The sequence below is a fragment of the Blautia sp. OF03-15BH genome, from assembly GCF_003463065.1.
Taxonomy (GTDB): domain Bacteria; phylum Bacillota; class Clostridia; order Lachnospirales; family Lachnospiraceae; genus Limivivens.
Genome location: NZ_QSCM01000001.1, coordinates 399,672 through 416,873, shown reverse-complemented (window position 1 = coordinate 416,873; position 17,202 = coordinate 399,672). Strand labels below are relative to the sequence as shown.

Annotated in this window: 11 protein-coding genes; all 11 read left to right on the top strand. The window is 45.8% G+C overall.

All coding sequences use genetic code 11. The features are described from left to right. Window positions 1-372: 372 nt before the first annotated feature. The 11 genes from DXA57_RS01905 (at window position 373) to DXA57_RS01855 (ending at window position 17,105) form a co-directional block, all read left to right on the top strand. A complete protein-coding gene (locus tag DXA57_RS01905; protein ID WP_243005684.1) occupies window positions 373-1,212 on the top strand; it encodes a substrate-binding periplasmic protein in 840 nt (279 codons plus the stop codon). Next, entirely contained in the window at window positions 1,209-4,169 is a 2,961-nt protein-coding gene (locus DXA57_RS01900; RefSeq protein ID WP_117764201.1) for a response regulator, read from the top strand. The genes DXA57_RS01905 and DXA57_RS01900 overlap by 4 nt, the downstream gene beginning before the upstream one ends. A gap of 125 nt (window positions 4,170-4,294) precedes the next feature. Continuing rightward, entirely contained in the window at window positions 4,295-5,164 is an 870-nt protein-coding gene (locus tag DXA57_RS01895; RefSeq protein WP_117764200.1) for an EamA family transporter, read from the top strand. Between the two features lie 360 nt (window positions 5,165-5,524). Continuing rightward, complete coding sequence (locus DXA57_RS01890) at window positions 5,525-6,235, top strand: hypothetical protein (RefSeq protein ID WP_147345644.1); 711 nt, start codon at window positions 5,525-5,527, stop codon at window positions 6,233-6,235. Between the two features lie 62 nt (window positions 6,236-6,297). After that, entirely contained in the window at window positions 6,298-7,086 is a 789-nt protein-coding gene (locus DXA57_RS01885; RefSeq protein ID WP_117764198.1) for a hypothetical protein, read from the top strand. Window positions 7,087-7,857: 771 nt separating this feature from the next. Continuing rightward, window positions 7,858-10,104: an ABC transporter substrate-binding protein gene (locus DXA57_RS01880; protein WP_117764197.1), complete on the top strand. Its 2,247-nt coding sequence runs from the start codon at window positions 7,858-7,860 to the stop codon at window positions 10,102-10,104. Between the two features lie 98 nt (window positions 10,105-10,202). Further along, window positions 10,203-11,774 (top strand): ABC transporter permease, encoded by a 1,572-nt coding sequence (locus tag DXA57_RS01875; protein WP_117764196.1) that lies wholly within the window; start codon window positions 10,203-10,205, stop codon window positions 11,772-11,774. A gap of 5 nt (window positions 11,775-11,779) precedes the next feature. Beyond that, window positions 11,780-12,748 (top strand): ABC transporter permease, encoded by a 969-nt coding sequence (locus DXA57_RS01870; protein WP_117764195.1) that lies wholly within the window; start codon window positions 11,780-11,782, stop codon window positions 12,746-12,748. Between the two features lie 11 nt (window positions 12,749-12,759). After that, window positions 12,760-14,508, top strand: a complete 1,749-nt coding sequence (locus DXA57_RS01865) for an oligopeptide/dipeptide ABC transporter ATP-binding protein (protein ID WP_117764194.1) — start codon at window positions 12,760-12,762, stop codon at window positions 14,506-14,508. A 12-nt stretch (window positions 14,509-14,520) separates the two neighbouring features. Then, window positions 14,521-15,831 carry an ATP-binding cassette domain-containing protein gene (locus tag DXA57_RS01860; RefSeq protein WP_278309123.1) on the top strand — a complete coding sequence of 437 codons (1,311 nt, stop codon included), beginning with the start codon at window positions 14,521-14,523 and terminating at the stop codon, window positions 15,829-15,831. A gap of 5 nt (window positions 15,832-15,836) precedes the next feature. Then, complete coding sequence (locus tag DXA57_RS01855) at window positions 15,837-17,105, top strand: hypothetical protein (protein ID WP_117764193.1); 1,269 nt, start codon at window positions 15,837-15,839, stop codon at window positions 17,103-17,105. Window positions 17,106-17,202 lie beyond the last annotated feature (97 nt).

Sequence of the window (17,202 nt, the reverse complement as noted above, 5' to 3'; positions counted from 1 at the left end):
ATTGAACGCAGATAAGCATTCCCCAGCTTCAAGTGCATGGAGCACTAAGCGGCGGGTGAGGGGGGATGCTTATGTCAGTGGGAGTTGAAAACTCCCACTGACAGATCGCGAAGCGACTGCGTTCATGAGCAAGTAGCGAAGCGGATTGCGAATGTCCGCTTTACTACCTTGTATTTGCAATGAAAGTTCCGGTAAATATTTTTTACGTGGAACTTTTTTGTTCGCTGGAAGAAAAATGAAAAAGAAAAAGGCAGTGAGTGCATGTCTTGTTTTGAATATGAAGACCCTGGAAAAACAATAAGGATCATAAAATCTGGCGGGGGAGGCGAAATGCAAGCCATTGAACAGTGATAAAATGGAAAGGAAATGGATATGAGAAAAAATCGAAAGAACAGCTCCCATACCCGTGGAAAAAGAATTTGCAGGATGGCATTTCTTCTGGCTGGCAGTCTTGTGCTGGGAGGATGTGGAGAAAAGAAAGAAAAAGCTGCGGACAGTGAACTGCCGGAGCTTGTTATCGGAATGGATTATTTTGAACCCTACAGTTATCAGACGAGTGACGGTGAGTATAAAGGTGTTGATGTGGAACTTGCAGAAGAGGCATTGCAGAGACTTGGGTATCAGCCAAAGTTTGAGAATATCGTCTGGGAAGACAAAGATGAACTTCTGGCAGATGGAACTATCGATTGTCTGTGGAGCAGTTATTCCATGAACGGAAGAGAAGACAAATATCAGTGGGCAGGACCATACCTGTACAGCCGTCAGATGGTGGTTGTAAAAGCCGAAAGCGAAATCCAGACGCTTCAGGATCTGAAAGGGAAGCGGGTTGCAGTTCAGGCAACCACAAAAGCAGAGGATCTCTTCCTTCATAATATAGCCTCAGATCTGCCACAGATGGAGCAGGTGAACTGCTTTTCTACGACGAATGAACTTTATGCTGCACTTAGAAAAAATTATGTAGATGTAATTGCGGGACATGAAGCAATGCTGGGCAGTCTGGTGCAGTCTGGTAAGGGGATTTACCGTATGCTGGAGGAAAGTCCTTATAAATCAGAGCTTGGAATTGCTTTCAAAAAAGAAACTCACGGGGAACTGGCAGCAGATCTTACAGAAACGCTCAAAGAAATGCAGGATGAGGGCGTCACAAAAGAAATCGTTACAAAATATGGACTGGATGCGGACAAAATTCTGCCGGGAGGAGAACGTAAATGAGCAGACAGATAAGGACACGGGTGCCGCAGACACAGAAAAAGAAGTTTGACCAAAATGCATGTTTGCTGGTATTTATCCAGATTTTTTCCGGAATCCTGATATTTTTTCTGCTGACAGCGAGCGATAATAAAAAATTGAACAGTACGCTGGATGAGACCTTTGATTTTGTGAAAAATCGGATTGAAAGGTATGAGATTTATAATACGAATGATCAGGTGAAGAGTCTGGTACGTCTTATGGACAAAACAACAGAACTGAGCAGGGTCATAGCACAGGAAAAAAATCTCAGTGCGGAAATGCTGGATGAATACGCAAGGGAACAGCGGCTGACAGGGATACTGGTACTGGATCAGAACCAGAAGGTGATAGAACAGACTGCGAAAGATGGAAATACAGTGACGTTGTGGCAGAAGCTGATTGAAAGTGATTATGTACATGATATTGCAGAGCATCCGGAAAAGACTTATACGACCCGACTGAGAAATGAAGGAAAAATCTATGATTTTGCGGCGGTGGCAAGACAGGATGATCTTGGGATCCTGATTGCATATGCACAGAAAGAGGAGGTAAATGAGCTTAACGGAGATCTGACGATGGCATCGTTATTTTCAGAGTTTCCTTTTGAGATGAATGGAAGTGTTGCGATCTGTGATGGGGATAAAGTTGTCAGCGCAAATAAACAGGATCTCACTTCTCGTTCTGTAGAAGACTCAAAGAGTTTGTATGAAAATGAATTCAAGGCAGATAAAAATGGAATTGTATACCTTCACTCAAAGAGTGGAAACTGGTATGGGCGCCGGGAGAAAATCAAAGATTATAACGCATATATCTTTTTTCCGGAGCATCAGGTGTACCTCACACGAAATACGGTATGTGTGATCTATGTGCTGCTTGCACTGCTTCTTTTCTCCCTTTATCGGGTAAGCAGGAGCAGAACAGAAAAGAAAAGCATCCTTCAGGATCAGAAAAGACTTCGAGTGATCAATGCTCTTGGTCATGCCTATGCTTTTATTTCCCTTGTGAACATAGAAACAGAGGAAATCGAAATTGTAAAATCTTCAAGATACATGAAGTCGGATCAGAAAGGAGATCTGCTTTCCAGAGCACACCTGGAAGAAGTGATACAGCAGGTCATTGCAGAACCATTTCAGGAAGCATATTGGGAATTCGTTGATATGAGCACGGTGGCGAAGCGTCTGGAGGAACGTGAGACACTGAGTTTTACAACTCAGACGGTGGATGGAAGATGGCTGACGCTCATCATTGTGCCGCAGGGATATGATAAAGAAGGAAAGCTGTGTACAGTCCTGATTGCGAACCGTGATGTGACAGAAGAAAAAGAGCGAGAGATAGAGCAGGATAAGAATCTGAGAAATGCGCTTGCGGCTGCAGAACATGCGAACAAGGCGAAGACAGCATTTCTGAATAATATGTCTCATGACATCCGTACACCAATGAATGCAATCATCGGATTTACTGCACTTGCAACAGCACATATTGGCAGTAAAGAGCTTGTTCTGGATTATCTGAAAAAGATCCATACATCCGGTCAGCATCTGCTCAGCCTGATCAATGATGTGTTGGATATGAGCAGGATCGAGAGTGGTTCTGTCCGGATTGAATATACAACGGTACATCTGCCGGATGTTCTGCACGATCTGAGAACGATCATTCAGGGATATGTACATTCGAAACAACAGGAACTTTATATTGATACACAGGATGTACTTCATGAAGACGTCATTACCGACAAACTGCGTCTGACACAGGTGCTTCTGAATATCAGCAGTAATGCAGTGAAATTTACACCGGTCGGCGGTACAGTCAACATTCGTGTTTCGGAGAAAACATGCAGAAGAGCCGGCTATACAACGATAGTCTTCCGTGTGAAGGACAATGGGATCGGGATGTCACCGGAGTTCCGGGAGCATGTGTTTGATTCTTTTTCCAGAGAACATACCGTTACGGAAAATGGGATCGGAGGAACCGGCCTCGGAATGGCAATCACCAAAAATATCGTGGATATGATGGGAGGCACGATCCGCGTTGAAAGCGAAGCCGGAAAAGGAACGGAATTTACCGTTATGCTGGAATGTGAAGCAGCAGGAGAGACCGTGAAACGGGAACCTGTTCCGGAACTGAAAGGCGCCAGAGTACTTGTGGTAGATGATGATGCGGAAACCTGTATGAGTGTAAGTAGGATGCTGCGAGAGATCGAAATGACGGCAGACTGGACGACTTCCGGGAAAGAAGCGGTACTCCGGGCAAAAGAAGCTTATGAGCAGAATCAGGAATTTAAAGTATACATCATTGACTGGCTGATGCCGGATATGAACGGGATCGAGACAGTCCGAAGAATCCGTATGGTGGTTGGAGAAGAGTATCCGATCATCATACTGACTGCTTATGACTGGGCAGATGTTGAGCAGGAGGCAAGGGAAGCAGGAGTCACTGCATTTGTGTCGAAACCACTGTTTCTTTCAGAACTGCGGGAAGTCCTGATGAGTTCGGAGCAAAGAGAAATTCTCAAGAATGAGAAGCAGAAGACCTGTGCAGAAAGCCGGAGGAGTTATAAAGGGAAGAAAGTTCTTCTTGTAGAGGACAATGAACTGAACCGTGAGATCGCAACCGCAATCATGGAAGAAATTGGTCTGGATGTGGATAGCGTGGAGGATGGCACAGATGCCGTGTATATCATGTCATCTGCAGAAGGCAGAAAGTATGATCTGATCTTTATGGACATTCAGATGCCGAAGATGGATGGATACACGGCAACCAGGGAGATACGTACGTTGAATGATCCGAAATGTGCCAATATACCAATCATCGCAATGACTGCAAATGCTTTTGAGGAAGACCGTAAAAAAGCGATCAAGGCAGGTATGAACGGTCATATTGCAAAACCGATCAATGCGGATGTGATCCTGGAAAACCTGGATCAAATTTTCGGGAGATAAAAACGGATTCTGTGATTTTATCCGAAAAGAAGAAGGAAAAGGATTCTTGTAGTGACAGCTGTTTTGCTCGGATGTAATCATCTGTAGGCAATAACCATTTTCATGTAACAGGAGAGATTTACGGTATGTGGATATTTTATGCAATAGGTTCTTCGTTTTTTGCGGGAATCACAGCAATTCTCGCAAAATGCGGGATTAAGAAAACCGATTCGAATGTGGCAACAGCGATCCGGACTGTGGTGGTATTGTTGTTTTCGTGGCTTATGGTGCTGATCACAGGAACATGGGGAGGAATCATGCAGATCGATGGCAGGACGCTTTTGTTTTTGATCTTATCAGGTATGGCGACAGGCGCATCGTGGCTGTGCTATTTCCATGCCCTTCAGAAAGGAGACATTAATAAGGTTGTGCCCATTGATAAGTCCAGCACAGTATTGTCGATTCTTCTGGCACTTATTTTCCTTCACGAAGGGGTGACCGGGGCAAAAATAGTATCATTGGTGTTGATCGGAAGCGGCACGATGATGATGATAACGAAAAAAGACATAGAGACCGATCAGGGAAAAAAGAGTGGTGGATGGCTGATCTATGCGGTGCTGTCAGCAGTATTTGCAAGTCTGACGTCTATCCTGGGAAAGATTGGGATCGAAGGGATTGATTCCAATCTCGGTACGGCGATCCGCACCACGGTAGTGCTGTTTATGGCGTGGATCATGGTGTTTGTTACCGGAAAACAGAAAGAAATAAAGAAGATAGAGAAGAAAGAATTCTGTTTTATCAGCCTGTCGGGGCTGGCAACGGGAGCGTCGTGGCTCTGTTATTACCGGGCATTACAGGAGGGACCGGCAAGCGTGGTAGTACCGATTGACAAACTCAGTATGCTGGTAACGATTGCTTTTTCGTGGCTGGTATTTCACGAGAGGCTGACAAAGAAAGGAGCGGTTGGCGTTTTACTTATTACAGTGGGAACGTTGATGCTGGCAATTACCGCCTGAAGGAGCTGTATTTTCATGTCACAGGAACGGGTGCATTGGGGAAAAAGACCATAGGAAGCGCTTTTTGGAGAGTATTTCTGTGGAAAATTGATCTGTTTTGCAGGAGAAATGCCATATCTGAAGGCTGTGTGTTTTGAGGACGAAGTGGAGCAACGGATGATCCGTTTTCCACATTGAATAAAAAGACGGAAGTTCTTCACAGTTATGGGCAAAAAGCCAATAAAAATCGCCCTCGGCGATGGGGATTTTGCATGCAGCTTTCGGGATTTTGGCGTATTCATGCCAAAACACCTTGCGGGACAGTGGCTGCTGAATAGTTACGAATAATTTACACTACCCTGGCACCTGCGCGTCTCGGGAATGGGAAGGCCTGCCCCTGGAAAAACGATTAGAGAGTTTTCATCTGCCTGCAAAAACAAAAGACTTCATAAGAAAAGCAAAATAATAATAGACATTTATGGAAAAGGTAAGTATAATAAATTAAGAAATTGCCTCAAATCTCCAAAACCGCAAAACAAGTCAATCAAGCGTCAAGAAATGATTGCCTCAAATCTCCAAAATTGCAAAACAAGTCAATCACCCGGCAAGAAATGGTTGCCTCAAATCTCCAAAATCGCAAAACAAGTCAATCAAGCGCTAACAAATGGTTGCCTCAAATCTCCAAAATTGCAGAACAAGTCAATCACCCGGCAGGAAATGGTTGCCCCAAATCTCCAAAATCGCAGAACAAGTCAATCAAGTGGCAGGAAATGGTTGCCTCAAATCTCCAAAATTGCAGAACAAGTCAATCACCCGGCAAGAAATGGTTGCCTCAAATCTCCAAAACCGCAAAACAAGTCAATCAAGCGTCAAGAAATGATTGCCTCAAATCTCCAAAATCGCAAAACAAGTCAATCAAGCGCCAACAAATGGTTGCCCCAAATCTCCAAAATCGCAAAACAAGTCAATCACCCGGCAAGAAATGGTTGCCCCAAATCTCCAAAATCGCAAAACAAGTCAATCACCCGGCAGGAAATGGTTGCCTCAAATCTCCCAAAACGCAGAACAAGTCAAACATATTGTCTCATATAGGTTAATGCAGGTCTGAAAAGATTTCCACTTAGTAGTCAGGCCAATACCAGAAAGGATAAAAAATGCAAGGTTTAAAAGAAATGCTTGTAGAAGAGCAGAAATATCTGGAAAAAATTGCTGATGCTGCCAGAAAAAGTTCACTTATAGTACCAGAAGGGCGTCTCCGGATTTCAAAAAGTAAATACAACCCTCGTTACTATCAATGTATGGAAGGCGGTAATGAAATTTATATTTCAAGAACCGAAAAAGAACTGCCTAAACAGCTGGCACAGAAAGATTATAACAAAGCGGTGATAAAAAAAGTAGAAACAAGACTCAAACAAATTCAGAAAATAATGCAGGATTATTCGGATGATGAAATTGAAAAAATCTATACATCCATGCACAAAGAACGGCAAGCCTTGGTAACTCCAATAGAGGCAACGTGGAATCAGCGGATAAAAAAGTGGTATGAAGAAGAATACGATGGAAAAGAATTCAGAGAAGGAACAGCAGTGATCCTGACGGAAAAAGGAGAACGGGTACGTTCCAAGTCAGAAAAGATACTTGCGGATTCTTTCTATAGAAAAAATATCCCGTACAAATATGAAAAACCGCTCCATTTAAAAGGTTATGGTATCGTGTATCCGGATTTTACATTTCTCTCCAGAAAAAAAGGAAAGGAAATCTATTGGGAGCACGAAGGGATGATGGACAGGCAGGAGTATGCAAAAACAGCAGTAAAAAAAATAGAATCTTATCAAACGAGTCATATTTATCCGGGAGACAGGCTGATTCTCACCTTTGAGACAGAACAATGTCCTTTGAATTTCAGAATAGTTGAAAATCTGATAGAGAAATATCTGATGTAACAGAATTGAGCAGATTTCAAACCCTATCGAATGGAGTAATGGAATGTCCGCTTTACTGTTTGTAGGTGCTGTGTGCCAGTGACACACGTTTTGCACTGACTGAAGCGGAGCGGAGACCTTGTGAGGACTGCTTGCAGCGGAGCAATTCGCAGACATCAGTTGGGGGCAAATTCACAATTCCGGGACACAGGAAAAATCCTGCATAAAAAACTTTTCATATAGCTGCCACAAAAAGATCGGTCGAAGTGCGGTCTGGCATCTGGCAATATCTGCTATGACCAGGAGCCAAAAATCTATTGACAAATTATCAGCAGTGTGTATAATTAGATGTATGTTGTAAGTGGAAGACGGACAACTGTATTCTTATTTAAGCCACTGCGTTTGGGGCTTTTTTCTTGGCTTGAACGCATTGAGGCAGTGACGCAATGAAGCAGAAGAGATTGAGACAGAAAATATGCTGAACGGTAGCTGACAGGAAGATTCGGAATAGTTTCTATTTTTTTTACCTTGAGATATTATTTCTGGTGCAAAGATAGTTTCTGGAAGAATTTCACCGTAAGAATACAGGTTTGACAGGTTTTATGACAGCCTTTGTAAAGCTTGAAAAACAAATGCTTTTCAAAGCTACTGTCCGGTACAGCGTAAAATAAATGGCTGTACAGCTGTGTGTCGGAGAAACCTGCACGACAGCCATTTGTTGAATGCTGAACCGATTTCCATGAGCCAGCAGAATGTAACTTGTAAACCGGGAAAAACGAAAGGAGAAGAAAGATGAAGAAAAAGTTAGTAAGCATACTTCTGGCAGTAGCTACTGTTGCAGGAACCTGCGGCGCTCCGACCATGGCAGTTTTTGCTGAGGAAAGCACCGAGACCGTTGCCGAGACCGAAGCCGTTGAGGATGCAGAAGAAGAAAACGCCGATGAGGCAGACGCTGAAGATGCGGATGCCGAGGACGCAGACGAGGAAGACGATGATGAGGACGATGTTTCCGATGAGTATACCACCGCTTCTTCTGAAATCTATAATTCCGAGCTGGGTGAGTTCTACAGCCTGTACAGCGAAGCAAAAGAGGAGACCAACGTTTCCAAGAGATATGCCATGATGGCTCAGGCAGAAGCCAAACTGATGGAGTCTGCTGTTATGCTTCCGACCAAAACCCAGGGCGGTGACTACAGACTGAGCAGAATGGCTCCGCATACCACCGACTACAGCCTTTGGGGAAGTGATGAGTATCGTATCCACCAGGCACTGATCGCTACCGATTTCATCAAAGCTGAGGATGTAGCTGCACTGAGAGAGAAATGGGCAGAGCTGAAAGGAACCGGCACTTACGAGGCAGAGGCTAAAAAATATCTGGAAGAGAAAGGCTATACTCTGAAAGATGAGTACAACTACCGCTATACGGCAGATCCGGCTACCTGGGATATTCTGGCAAGCTCCAGAGCAACCGAGGTGCGTCCGCTGGTAAATACCTATGATGGTCTGGTAGAGTACGACAATGAGGGCGTTCTTCAGCCGGCACTGGCAGAGAGCTATGAGGTTTCCGAAGATGGTCTGACCTATACCTTCCATATCCGTCAGGGTCTGGAATGGGTAGATTCCCAGGGCAGAAAGGTGGCTGACCTGACAGCAAATGATTTTGTATCAGGAATGCAGCACATGATGGATGCACAGGGCGGTCTGGAATATCTGGTGGAAGGTGTGATCAAGAATGCTTCCCAGTACATTGACGGCAGTGTTACCGATTTCGCTCAGGTAGGCGTAGAGGCAGCGGATGATTACACACTGGTATACACCCTTGAGGAGCCCTGCAGCTACTTCATGACTATGCTTGGCTACAGCATCTTTGCACCGATGAGCAAAGACTTCTATGAGTCTGAAGGCGGTAAATTCGGAGCAGAGTTTGATTCTTCCGCATCTGATTATCTCTATGGTAAAGGACCGGATTCCATTGCATACTGCGGTCCCTATGTAGTGACGAATGCTACCGAAAAGAATACGATCGTATTCAAGGCAAATGAGTCCTACTGGAACAAGGACAACATCAACATTAAGAACGTTAACTGGCTGTATGATGACGGTTCCGATGTGACCAAATGGTACAACGATGCGAAGAATGGTACCGTTGACTGGGTTGCCCTGACTCCGGCTACCACTGTTACTGCCAAGAACGATGATCTGTTTGACACCTACTCTTATGTGAGTGATACAACTTCTACTTCCTTCATGAACTTCTACAACCTCAACCGTGAGGCTTATGTAAACGTAAACGACAACACCACCGGAGCTTCCACAAAGAGCGAGGAAGAGCAGGAGAGAACGGCTGCAGCCATGAAGAACGTTCATTTCAGAAGAGCCATTTCCTTCGGTCTGGACAGAGCTTCCTACAACGCACAGGTAAACGGCGAGGAACTGAAGGTCAACTCCCTGAGAAACTGCTATGTACCGGGCAACTTCGTAGCTCTTGAAGAGGATACTACCGTATCCATCAACGGAACTGACACCACCTTCCCGGCAGGCACCTACTTCGGAGCAATCGAGCAGGCTCAGATTGATGCGGACGGCGTAGCGATCAAAGTCTGGGATCCGGACGGAAACGACGGAGCAGGCAGCAGCGATGGCTTCGACGGCTGGTACAACGTAGACAACGCAGTAGCAGAGCTGGATACCGCAATCGAAGAGCTCTCTGCTGACGGAATCACCATTGATGAAGAGAACCCGATCTACATTGATATGCCGTATGCATCCTCTCTTGAGGCTTACAGCAACCAGGCAAACGCTTACAAACAGTCCATCGAGGCTTCTCTCGGTGGAAAAGTAATCGTAAACCTTGTTGACTGCGTAACAAGCGACGGCTGGTATTATGCAGGATACTACACTGACTATGGTTACGAAGCAAACTACGATGTTTACGATGTATCCGGATGGAGCCCTGACTTCGGTGATCCGTCCACATATCTGGATACCTTCCTTCCGGATTATGCTGGATATATGGTAAAATGCATCGGTATCTATTAATCAGAAACTGACCGGATACTCCGGTATCAGTGACAGCAAATAAGAGAATGGCAGGGGGTGGCTCTTGACTCCCTGCCATATCTGATGAGTGGAAAAATATGGTAAAATATTTATTTAAACGTTTGCTGCAAGGTCTGGTTTCTGTGGTGATTGTAGTTGCCTGCGTCATGGTAATGATCTATTCCCTGATGGACCGTACGCTGATCTTTGCGAAGGATACCAACTATTCCCACCAGAGCAACAACCAGAAAGTAGCTTACCGTTATGAAAAATGGGAAACATACGGCTATCTGGACTATGTGACCTATGCAGATTATCTGAACGATCTTACCGTAAAGGGAGAGATCGATGAGGACACCAGATCCAGCGCTGTAAGCATCGGAAGAAAAGCAAAGAAAGATTCCGATCTTGTAAAAGAATATGTTCAGAAATTCACTGACTTTTATGAGTCAAAGGGTTACACGGTAATCCGTCTGGATGCCGTTATGATGAATAAAAAGAAATATGCCGCAGGCGGTCAGCAGCAGCTTTTTGCATACAAGAACATTCCGCTGACGACCCGTCTGGCAAAATATTTTTCAAACCTGATTACAGTAGAAAGCATTCATGACGTACCGGAGGTGGAAGGAGAGAGAGGTATCAGCTTCACCCTTCATGATCCTGTCTACGGCGGAGAAAAATTCTCCCCGGCGATCATCGGGAACGGTACCACACACAAATATCTGTTGTATTTTGACAACAAATTCCCGTATATCCACCAGAATATCATTGAAATCAATCTGGGTAAATCCTACTCAGTCAATGAGGGCATTGACGTGGCTACAACCATGAGCCGCGCACAGGGATCCTTTTTGAAATCGGAGATCACTTATCCGAGTGGTCTGACGGAAAACAGTGCAGATGATCTTCATACAGCTACTTATCTGAAAGACTCCAGAGAAGCCAGCATGGTAAATGAGACCCGTTTCGTGGATGACTACACCAATGTGGACACGGTAAAAGCCGGAAAATCCAAGATCGGCTATTCCTTTACCATTGGTATCATTGCAGTGATTCTTTCTTACGTCCTTGCGATCCCGCTGGGAATCCTGATGGCGAGAAAGAAAGACAAGCTGATCGATCAGATCGGAACCCTCTATATTGTATTCATCATCGCAGTTCCGTCCCTTGCTTATATTTTCCTGTTTAAAGCCATCGGTGGAAGCATGGGGCTTCCCACGACCTTTGACATGGAGTCCTCAAGCAAGCTGATGTATATCCTGCCGATCATTTCCCTAGCCCTTCCGCAGGTGGCAAACCTGATGAAATGGCTGCGCCGTTATATGATCGACCAGATGAATTCCGATTATGTAAAATTTGCCCGTTCCGGTGGTCTGACCGAGAACGAGATCTTCACGAAGCACATCCTGAAAAATGCGGCGATCCCGATCGTACAGGGAGTTCCCGCCAGTGTGCTGGGTGCACTGATCGGAGCCATCATCACCGAGCGTGTGTATGTGGTTCCCGGTGCCGGTAACTTATTGACTGAGGCCATCAACCAGTATGACAACGGAGTGATCGTAGGTGTGACACTGTTCTATGCCCTGCTTTCTGTTCTGGCGATCATTCTTGGTGACATTCTGATGTCCATGGTGGACCCGCGTATTTCATTCTCTACGAAGGACAGGTAAAAGTTATGAATTATGATTTAGATAAATATGGTTTGTCCAAAGAGGAACTGTTTGCCAGGGTCGATCACAGCAGTCTGGAGTCTGAGAAGATCACGGCTCCCAGATATTCCTACTGGCATTCCGTATTCCGCGTGTTTTTTAAGAAAAAGATCAATATTGTGATCCTGATCCTTTTGGGCGTCATCCTTCTGATGACTTACGGTTATCCGCTTCTGGTGGAATATGACCGTTACACGAACCTTTTAAGCAGCGCAGCCAAGCATCTCTCACCGTCCAAGGCTTTAAAAGAGATGGGAATGAGTATCCACTGGATCCTGGGATCAGGAGCCAGCGGCCAGTCCACATTCGATGCACTCTGGACAGGAGCAAGGATTTCCGTATCTCTGGCATTTGTCTGTGCATTGATCAATATGACCGTAGGTGTTGTGATCGGAGCTCTCTGGGGCTTCTCCAAAAAGTTTGATACCTTTATGATGGCCCTTTACAACATCATCGGAAATATCCCTTATGTATTGCTGATTTCTGTACTGGTGATGCTGTTCACCCCGAGCTTCTGGACCATGGTATTTGCCCTGACCGTTACCGGCTGGCTGACCATCGCCTACTTCATCCGTACACAGGTTATCATCATCCGTGACAGAGAGTACAATCTGGCTTCCAAATGCCTTGGTACCTCGATTTTCCGGATTGCGCTGAAAAACATCCTTCCGTTCATGACCTCTGTCATCGTGACCCTGGCAGCAACGGAGATCCCCTCCTATATCTCTTATGAGGTATTCCTGGCATACATCGGAATGGGACTTTCCGATATGTCTCTGGGCCGTCTGATCTATGAGGCGGAGGGTGCTATGCTGACTCCGGGCTGGGGCTTTGAGTTCTGGAGCCCGGTAGCTGTCGCATCGATCATTACCATCGTGCTGTACGTGGTCGGACAGAATCTTGGTGATGCTTCCGATCCGAGAACACATATGTAAGAGGTGGCAGAATGGAAAAGAAAAATGTATTATTATCAGTCAAAGATCTGGAAGTGAAATTCCGTGTCCGCGGCAGGATCCTTTCTGCCATCCGCGGAGTTTCTCTGGATATTTATGAAGATGAGTCCATTGCCATCGTAGGAGAGTCCGGTGCAGGTAAATCGGTATTTACGAAAGCTTTTGCCGGTATGCTGGACAGCAATGGTTTTGTGAGCAACGGTTCTATTATTTTTAACGATCCGGAGCTTTCCGATACTGTGGTGAAATTAAATTCTACAGCCTGGAAATTCATCAATTCCTATAAAAAACAGCTGGATGAGAATTCCAGACTGGAGCTTGGTTCTGCAACTTACCGCAAAATGCTGGAGCTGGAATCCGAAATGCGGGAGAAAAGTACGTTAAGTGCCGCTGATAAGGAAAAAGAAGAGAAAGAACTTCATGCCCTGAAGGTGAAACGGACGGAAACCTTTAACAAGAAGCAGACACTTGATCCTGCGAAGGAAAAAGCGGAGATCAAAGCAGCAGCAGCCGAGATCAAGAAGCTGGATGCCGAGATCAAAGCTCTGGAAAAAGCTACCGAGCAGAAGATCAAAGAGCATAAAAATGCCGTGGCTCATGATGCGGCTTATCAGAAATCCTACCAGGAGCGTATGGAGAAGCTGAAAAAGCAGTATGCAGAGGAAACCTCCAAAGACATCAGCGACAGCACGAAAAAGAGAAATGAAACGCTGGCAAAGGAAGTTTACCTTTCTGTTGGCCGTTATAAATTCAAAAAACGCTTTAAGATGGGAAAAGGCCTGATCGCAGAACTGAAAAAAGCCATGCAGCTCGGTGTGGACTTAAACAGTGAAGAAGAGCGGAACCAGGTTTTCGGAAACGTGACCTTCCGTGTGCGTTATCTGGATGAAAACAGTGAACGTCTCCATGGTACCTGTATCATCAACCTGGCACAGGTCAAGGATCAGAATGACTGGGGCCAGATCCGTGGTAAAAAGATCGCTACCGTATTCCAGGATCCCATGACTTCCCTGAACCCCATCATCACGATCGGAAAACAGATCACTTCTATTATTATGAAGCATCAGGGCTGTTCCGAGGTGGAAGCGAGAGGCAAAGCACTGGAAATGATGGAAAAGGTGGGAATTCCCAATGCGGAAGCACGTTTTGACGATTATCCCTTCCAGTATTCCGGTGGTATGAGACAGCGTATCGTTATTGCCATTGCTCTTTCCTGTCAGCCTAAGATCCTGATTTGTGATGAGCCGACAACGGCTCTGGATGTTACCATTCAGGCACAGATTCTGAAGCTGATCAAGGATCTGCAGAAGGAATATCATTACACGATTGTGTTCATTACGCATGACCTGGGTGTGGTAGCAAATATCGCTGACCGTGTGGCAGTTCTTTATGCCGGTCAGATCATCGAGCTGGCTACGGTAGAAGAGCTGTTCTACGATCCCAGACATCCCTATACCTGGGCACTGTTGTCCTCCCTGCCCCAGCTGGCAGAGCGAAACACGAAGCTTTATTCCATTACGGGTACCCCCCCTTCCCTGTACAACAAGATCGTGGGCGATTCTTTTGCTCCGCGTAATCCGTACTGTCTGAAGATCGATACCCTGGCGGAACCGCCCATGTTCAAAGTCACCGAAACCCATTATGCAAAGACCTGGCTTCTGGAGCCCAACGCTCCGAAGGTGGAAAAACCGGAGATTATCCAAGATATCCACGAGAAGCTGCTGCGCGCATACAATATTTAGGAGGTACAGACTGTGGCTGTAAATGAGCAAGAGAAAAAGGTGCGTGCCTCCCATCTGCCGGAGCATGGCCCCATCGCAGAAAACGGGAAAGAAGTCCTGCTGTCTGTGAAAAATATCGACATCACCTTCGGAAAAGGAGAGGATGCGGTAAAGGCAGTAAAAAATGCTTCCTTTGATATTTACAAAGGAGAAACCTTCTCACTGGTAGGTGAGTCCGGATCCGGAAAAACCACCATTGGACGTGCAGTGATCCGGGTGAATCCCTGTGCAGCCGGTGAGATTGATTATAAGGGAGTAAAAATCTCAGGAAAGATCCCTCATTCCCTGGACAGAGAAGTCATCCGTAATATCCAGATGGTATTCCAGGATCCGGCAGCGTCTTTAAATGAGCGTGCTACCGTAGACTATATCATTTCCGAGGGACTTTATAACTTCCATTTGTTTGAAAATGAAGCAGACCGCGTGAAAAAAGTAGAAAATATCATTGAGGAGGTTGGTCTTCTTCCCGAGCATCTGACCCGTTATCCCCATGAGTTTTCCGGCGGACAGCGTCAGCGTATCGGCCTGGCCCGTGCCATGGTCATGGAACCGGAACTGGTTGTGGCAGATGAGCCCATTTCCGCTCTGGACGTTTCCATTCGTGCCCAGGTGCTGAACCTGCTGAAAAAATTCCAGGAAGAAAAACAGCTGACCTACCTTTTCATCGCCCATGACCTTTCCATCGTGCGTTTCATTTCTGACCGTATCGGTGTAATTTACAAAGGTACCATCGTGGAGGTGGCAGAGGCAGAAGAACTGTTCAACTTCCCGCTGCATCCGTATACCCATTCTCTGATCTCTGCGATCCCGATTCCGGATCCGCAGCTGGAGAAAAACAAGGTGCTCTACACCTACGATCCGTCCATTCATGATTATTCCGAGGATAAACCGGAATTTGTCAACATCGGACACGATCATTATGTATACGGAAATAAGAAAGAAATCGAGGAGTATAAGAAACTCCGTGAGAAAGATGAGCCGCTTCAGCCGATCACGATCCGCAAACCCGGAGAAAAGGTGGAGGAGACCGCCCATGAGGTTCATCTTTCCAAGGCTGAGGATGAATTCCTGAAGACTCCGGTTCACGATACCGGAAGCATCTGGTATACGGTACTTTCCTTCTTCCTGCCGATCATTGGTATCATTGCGGCAGAGGTTTACAAACACAAACAGTATTATCACAACTACAAGGCCTGCAAAAAAGGCGCAATTATCGGCTTTATCGTTATCGCTGCGATCCTGGCGATCTTCCTGCTGGCACTGCTTCTGGTTGTCATAAGGTAGCCGGTATGGGGCGGACGATCAAAAATCAGAATATTCGGAGACCGAAGCCGGTGGAGAAAATCCGGCTTTCGGAGAAGCATCTCTATCTTCGGATATTTCTGGTGATCCTGCTCCTGGCGGTTGCGGCGGTGAGCTTCACTTATGCCCTGACTTCCTATCTGAAAGAGGATACGGGATGGAAGGTCATTCAGGTGAGCTCCGCGGCAAAGGCCAATGTGGGAGATGAATTTACCTTTCAGTATGAGCTGGGCGGAGGGGAAACTTCCGCCACAGCAGAGTACAAGGCGCTCACGATTCTCTACAGTGATGCGACGGTAAAAGCCTACGAGATTTTCAGTGCGGATGAAAGCTTCGAAGACGTTGTGAATCTCTATGAGCTCAATCAGCATCCGGGAGAGATCCTGACCGTGGAGGAGCCTTTATATAAGGCTCTGGAACTGTTGGAACAATACGGAAACCGGAATCTGTATCTCGGACCTGTTTATGAGGAAATGTATAACCTTTTCCAGTGTAAGGAAGATTATGAAACGGCTTCTTTTGATCCGGAGCAGAACAAAGTGCTGAAAGAGGAATTTGCTGTTCTGGCAGCCTTTGCAGCAGACCCGGAAGCCATAGACCTGAAGCTTCTTGGAGAAAATCAGGTGTGCCTGGAGGTTTCAGAGGAATATCAGAGCTGGACGCAAGAGCATGGATATGAAACGTATCTGGATTTTTACTGGATGAAAAACGCTTTTCTTGTCGATTATCTGGCAGAAGTGATGCTTGAGAACGGATATACACGGGGAGTGATCTCCAGTTATGACGGCTTTTACCGGAATCTGGATGAGCGGGATGTCTCTTATTCGTTCCATATTTTTGACCGGGTTGGTCAGGATATCTATCCGGCAGCAGTCATGGAGTACAACGGACCGGAAAGTCTTGTGTATCTTCGGAATTATCCGATCAGCACGCAGGATCAGGCACATTATTATGAAATGAAATCCGGAGAGATCCGGACTGCATATATAGACGGAGCAGATGGCCTACAGAGGACGAGCAGAAATGATCTGGTTGCCTATTCTTCAGAAAAAGGCTGTGCAGAAGTGCTCCTGACGATGATACCGGTGTATGTTTCCGCTTCTTTTGATGCTTCTGCACCGGAGAAATGGAAAGCAGACGGGATCTATTCCATTTACTGTGAAGACCGGGTGATCCATTATAACGAGGAAAAACTAACGCTGAAGCAGCTGTATCAGAAGGATGATCTTGTGTATACGGCAGCTTTGGTCGGATAAAGATAACGATTCAGAGACCACTATTTTGCGAGGTGTTTTGGCGTGAATATGCCAAAATCACGCGAAGGTTGCATGCAAAAATAACGGGTACAGACTG

Coding starts and splice junctions, on each gene's coding strand:
- DXA57_RS01905 (WP_243005684.1), top strand. CDS start 373: ATGAGAAAAAATCGAAAGAACAGCTCCCATACCCGTGGAAAAAGAATT.
- DXA57_RS01900 (WP_117764201.1), top strand. CDS start 1,209: ATGAGCAGACAGATAAGGACACGGGTGCCGCAGACACAGAAAAAGAAG.
- DXA57_RS01895 (WP_117764200.1), top strand. CDS start 4,295: ATGTGGATATTTTATGCAATAGGTTCTTCGTTTTTTGCGGGAATCACA.
- DXA57_RS01890 (WP_147345644.1), top strand. CDS start 5,525: ATGGGAAGGCCTGCCCCTGGAAAAACGATTAGAGAGTTTTCATCTGCC.
- DXA57_RS01885 (WP_117764198.1), top strand. CDS start 6,298: ATGCAAGGTTTAAAAGAAATGCTTGTAGAAGAGCAGAAATATCTGGAA.
- DXA57_RS01880 (WP_117764197.1), top strand. CDS start 7,858: ATGAAGAAAAAGTTAGTAAGCATACTTCTGGCAGTAGCTACTGTTGCA.
- DXA57_RS01875 (WP_117764196.1), top strand. CDS start 10,203: ATGGTAAAATATTTATTTAAACGTTTGCTGCAAGGTCTGGTTTCTGTG.
- DXA57_RS01870 (WP_117764195.1), top strand. CDS start 11,780: ATGAATTATGATTTAGATAAATATGGTTTGTCCAAAGAGGAACTGTTT.
- DXA57_RS01865 (WP_117764194.1), top strand. CDS start 12,760: ATGGAAAAGAAAAATGTATTATTATCAGTCAAAGATCTGGAAGTGAAA.
- DXA57_RS01855 (WP_117764193.1), top strand. CDS start 15,837: ATGGGGCGGACGATCAAAAATCAGAATATTCGGAGACCGAAGCCGGTG.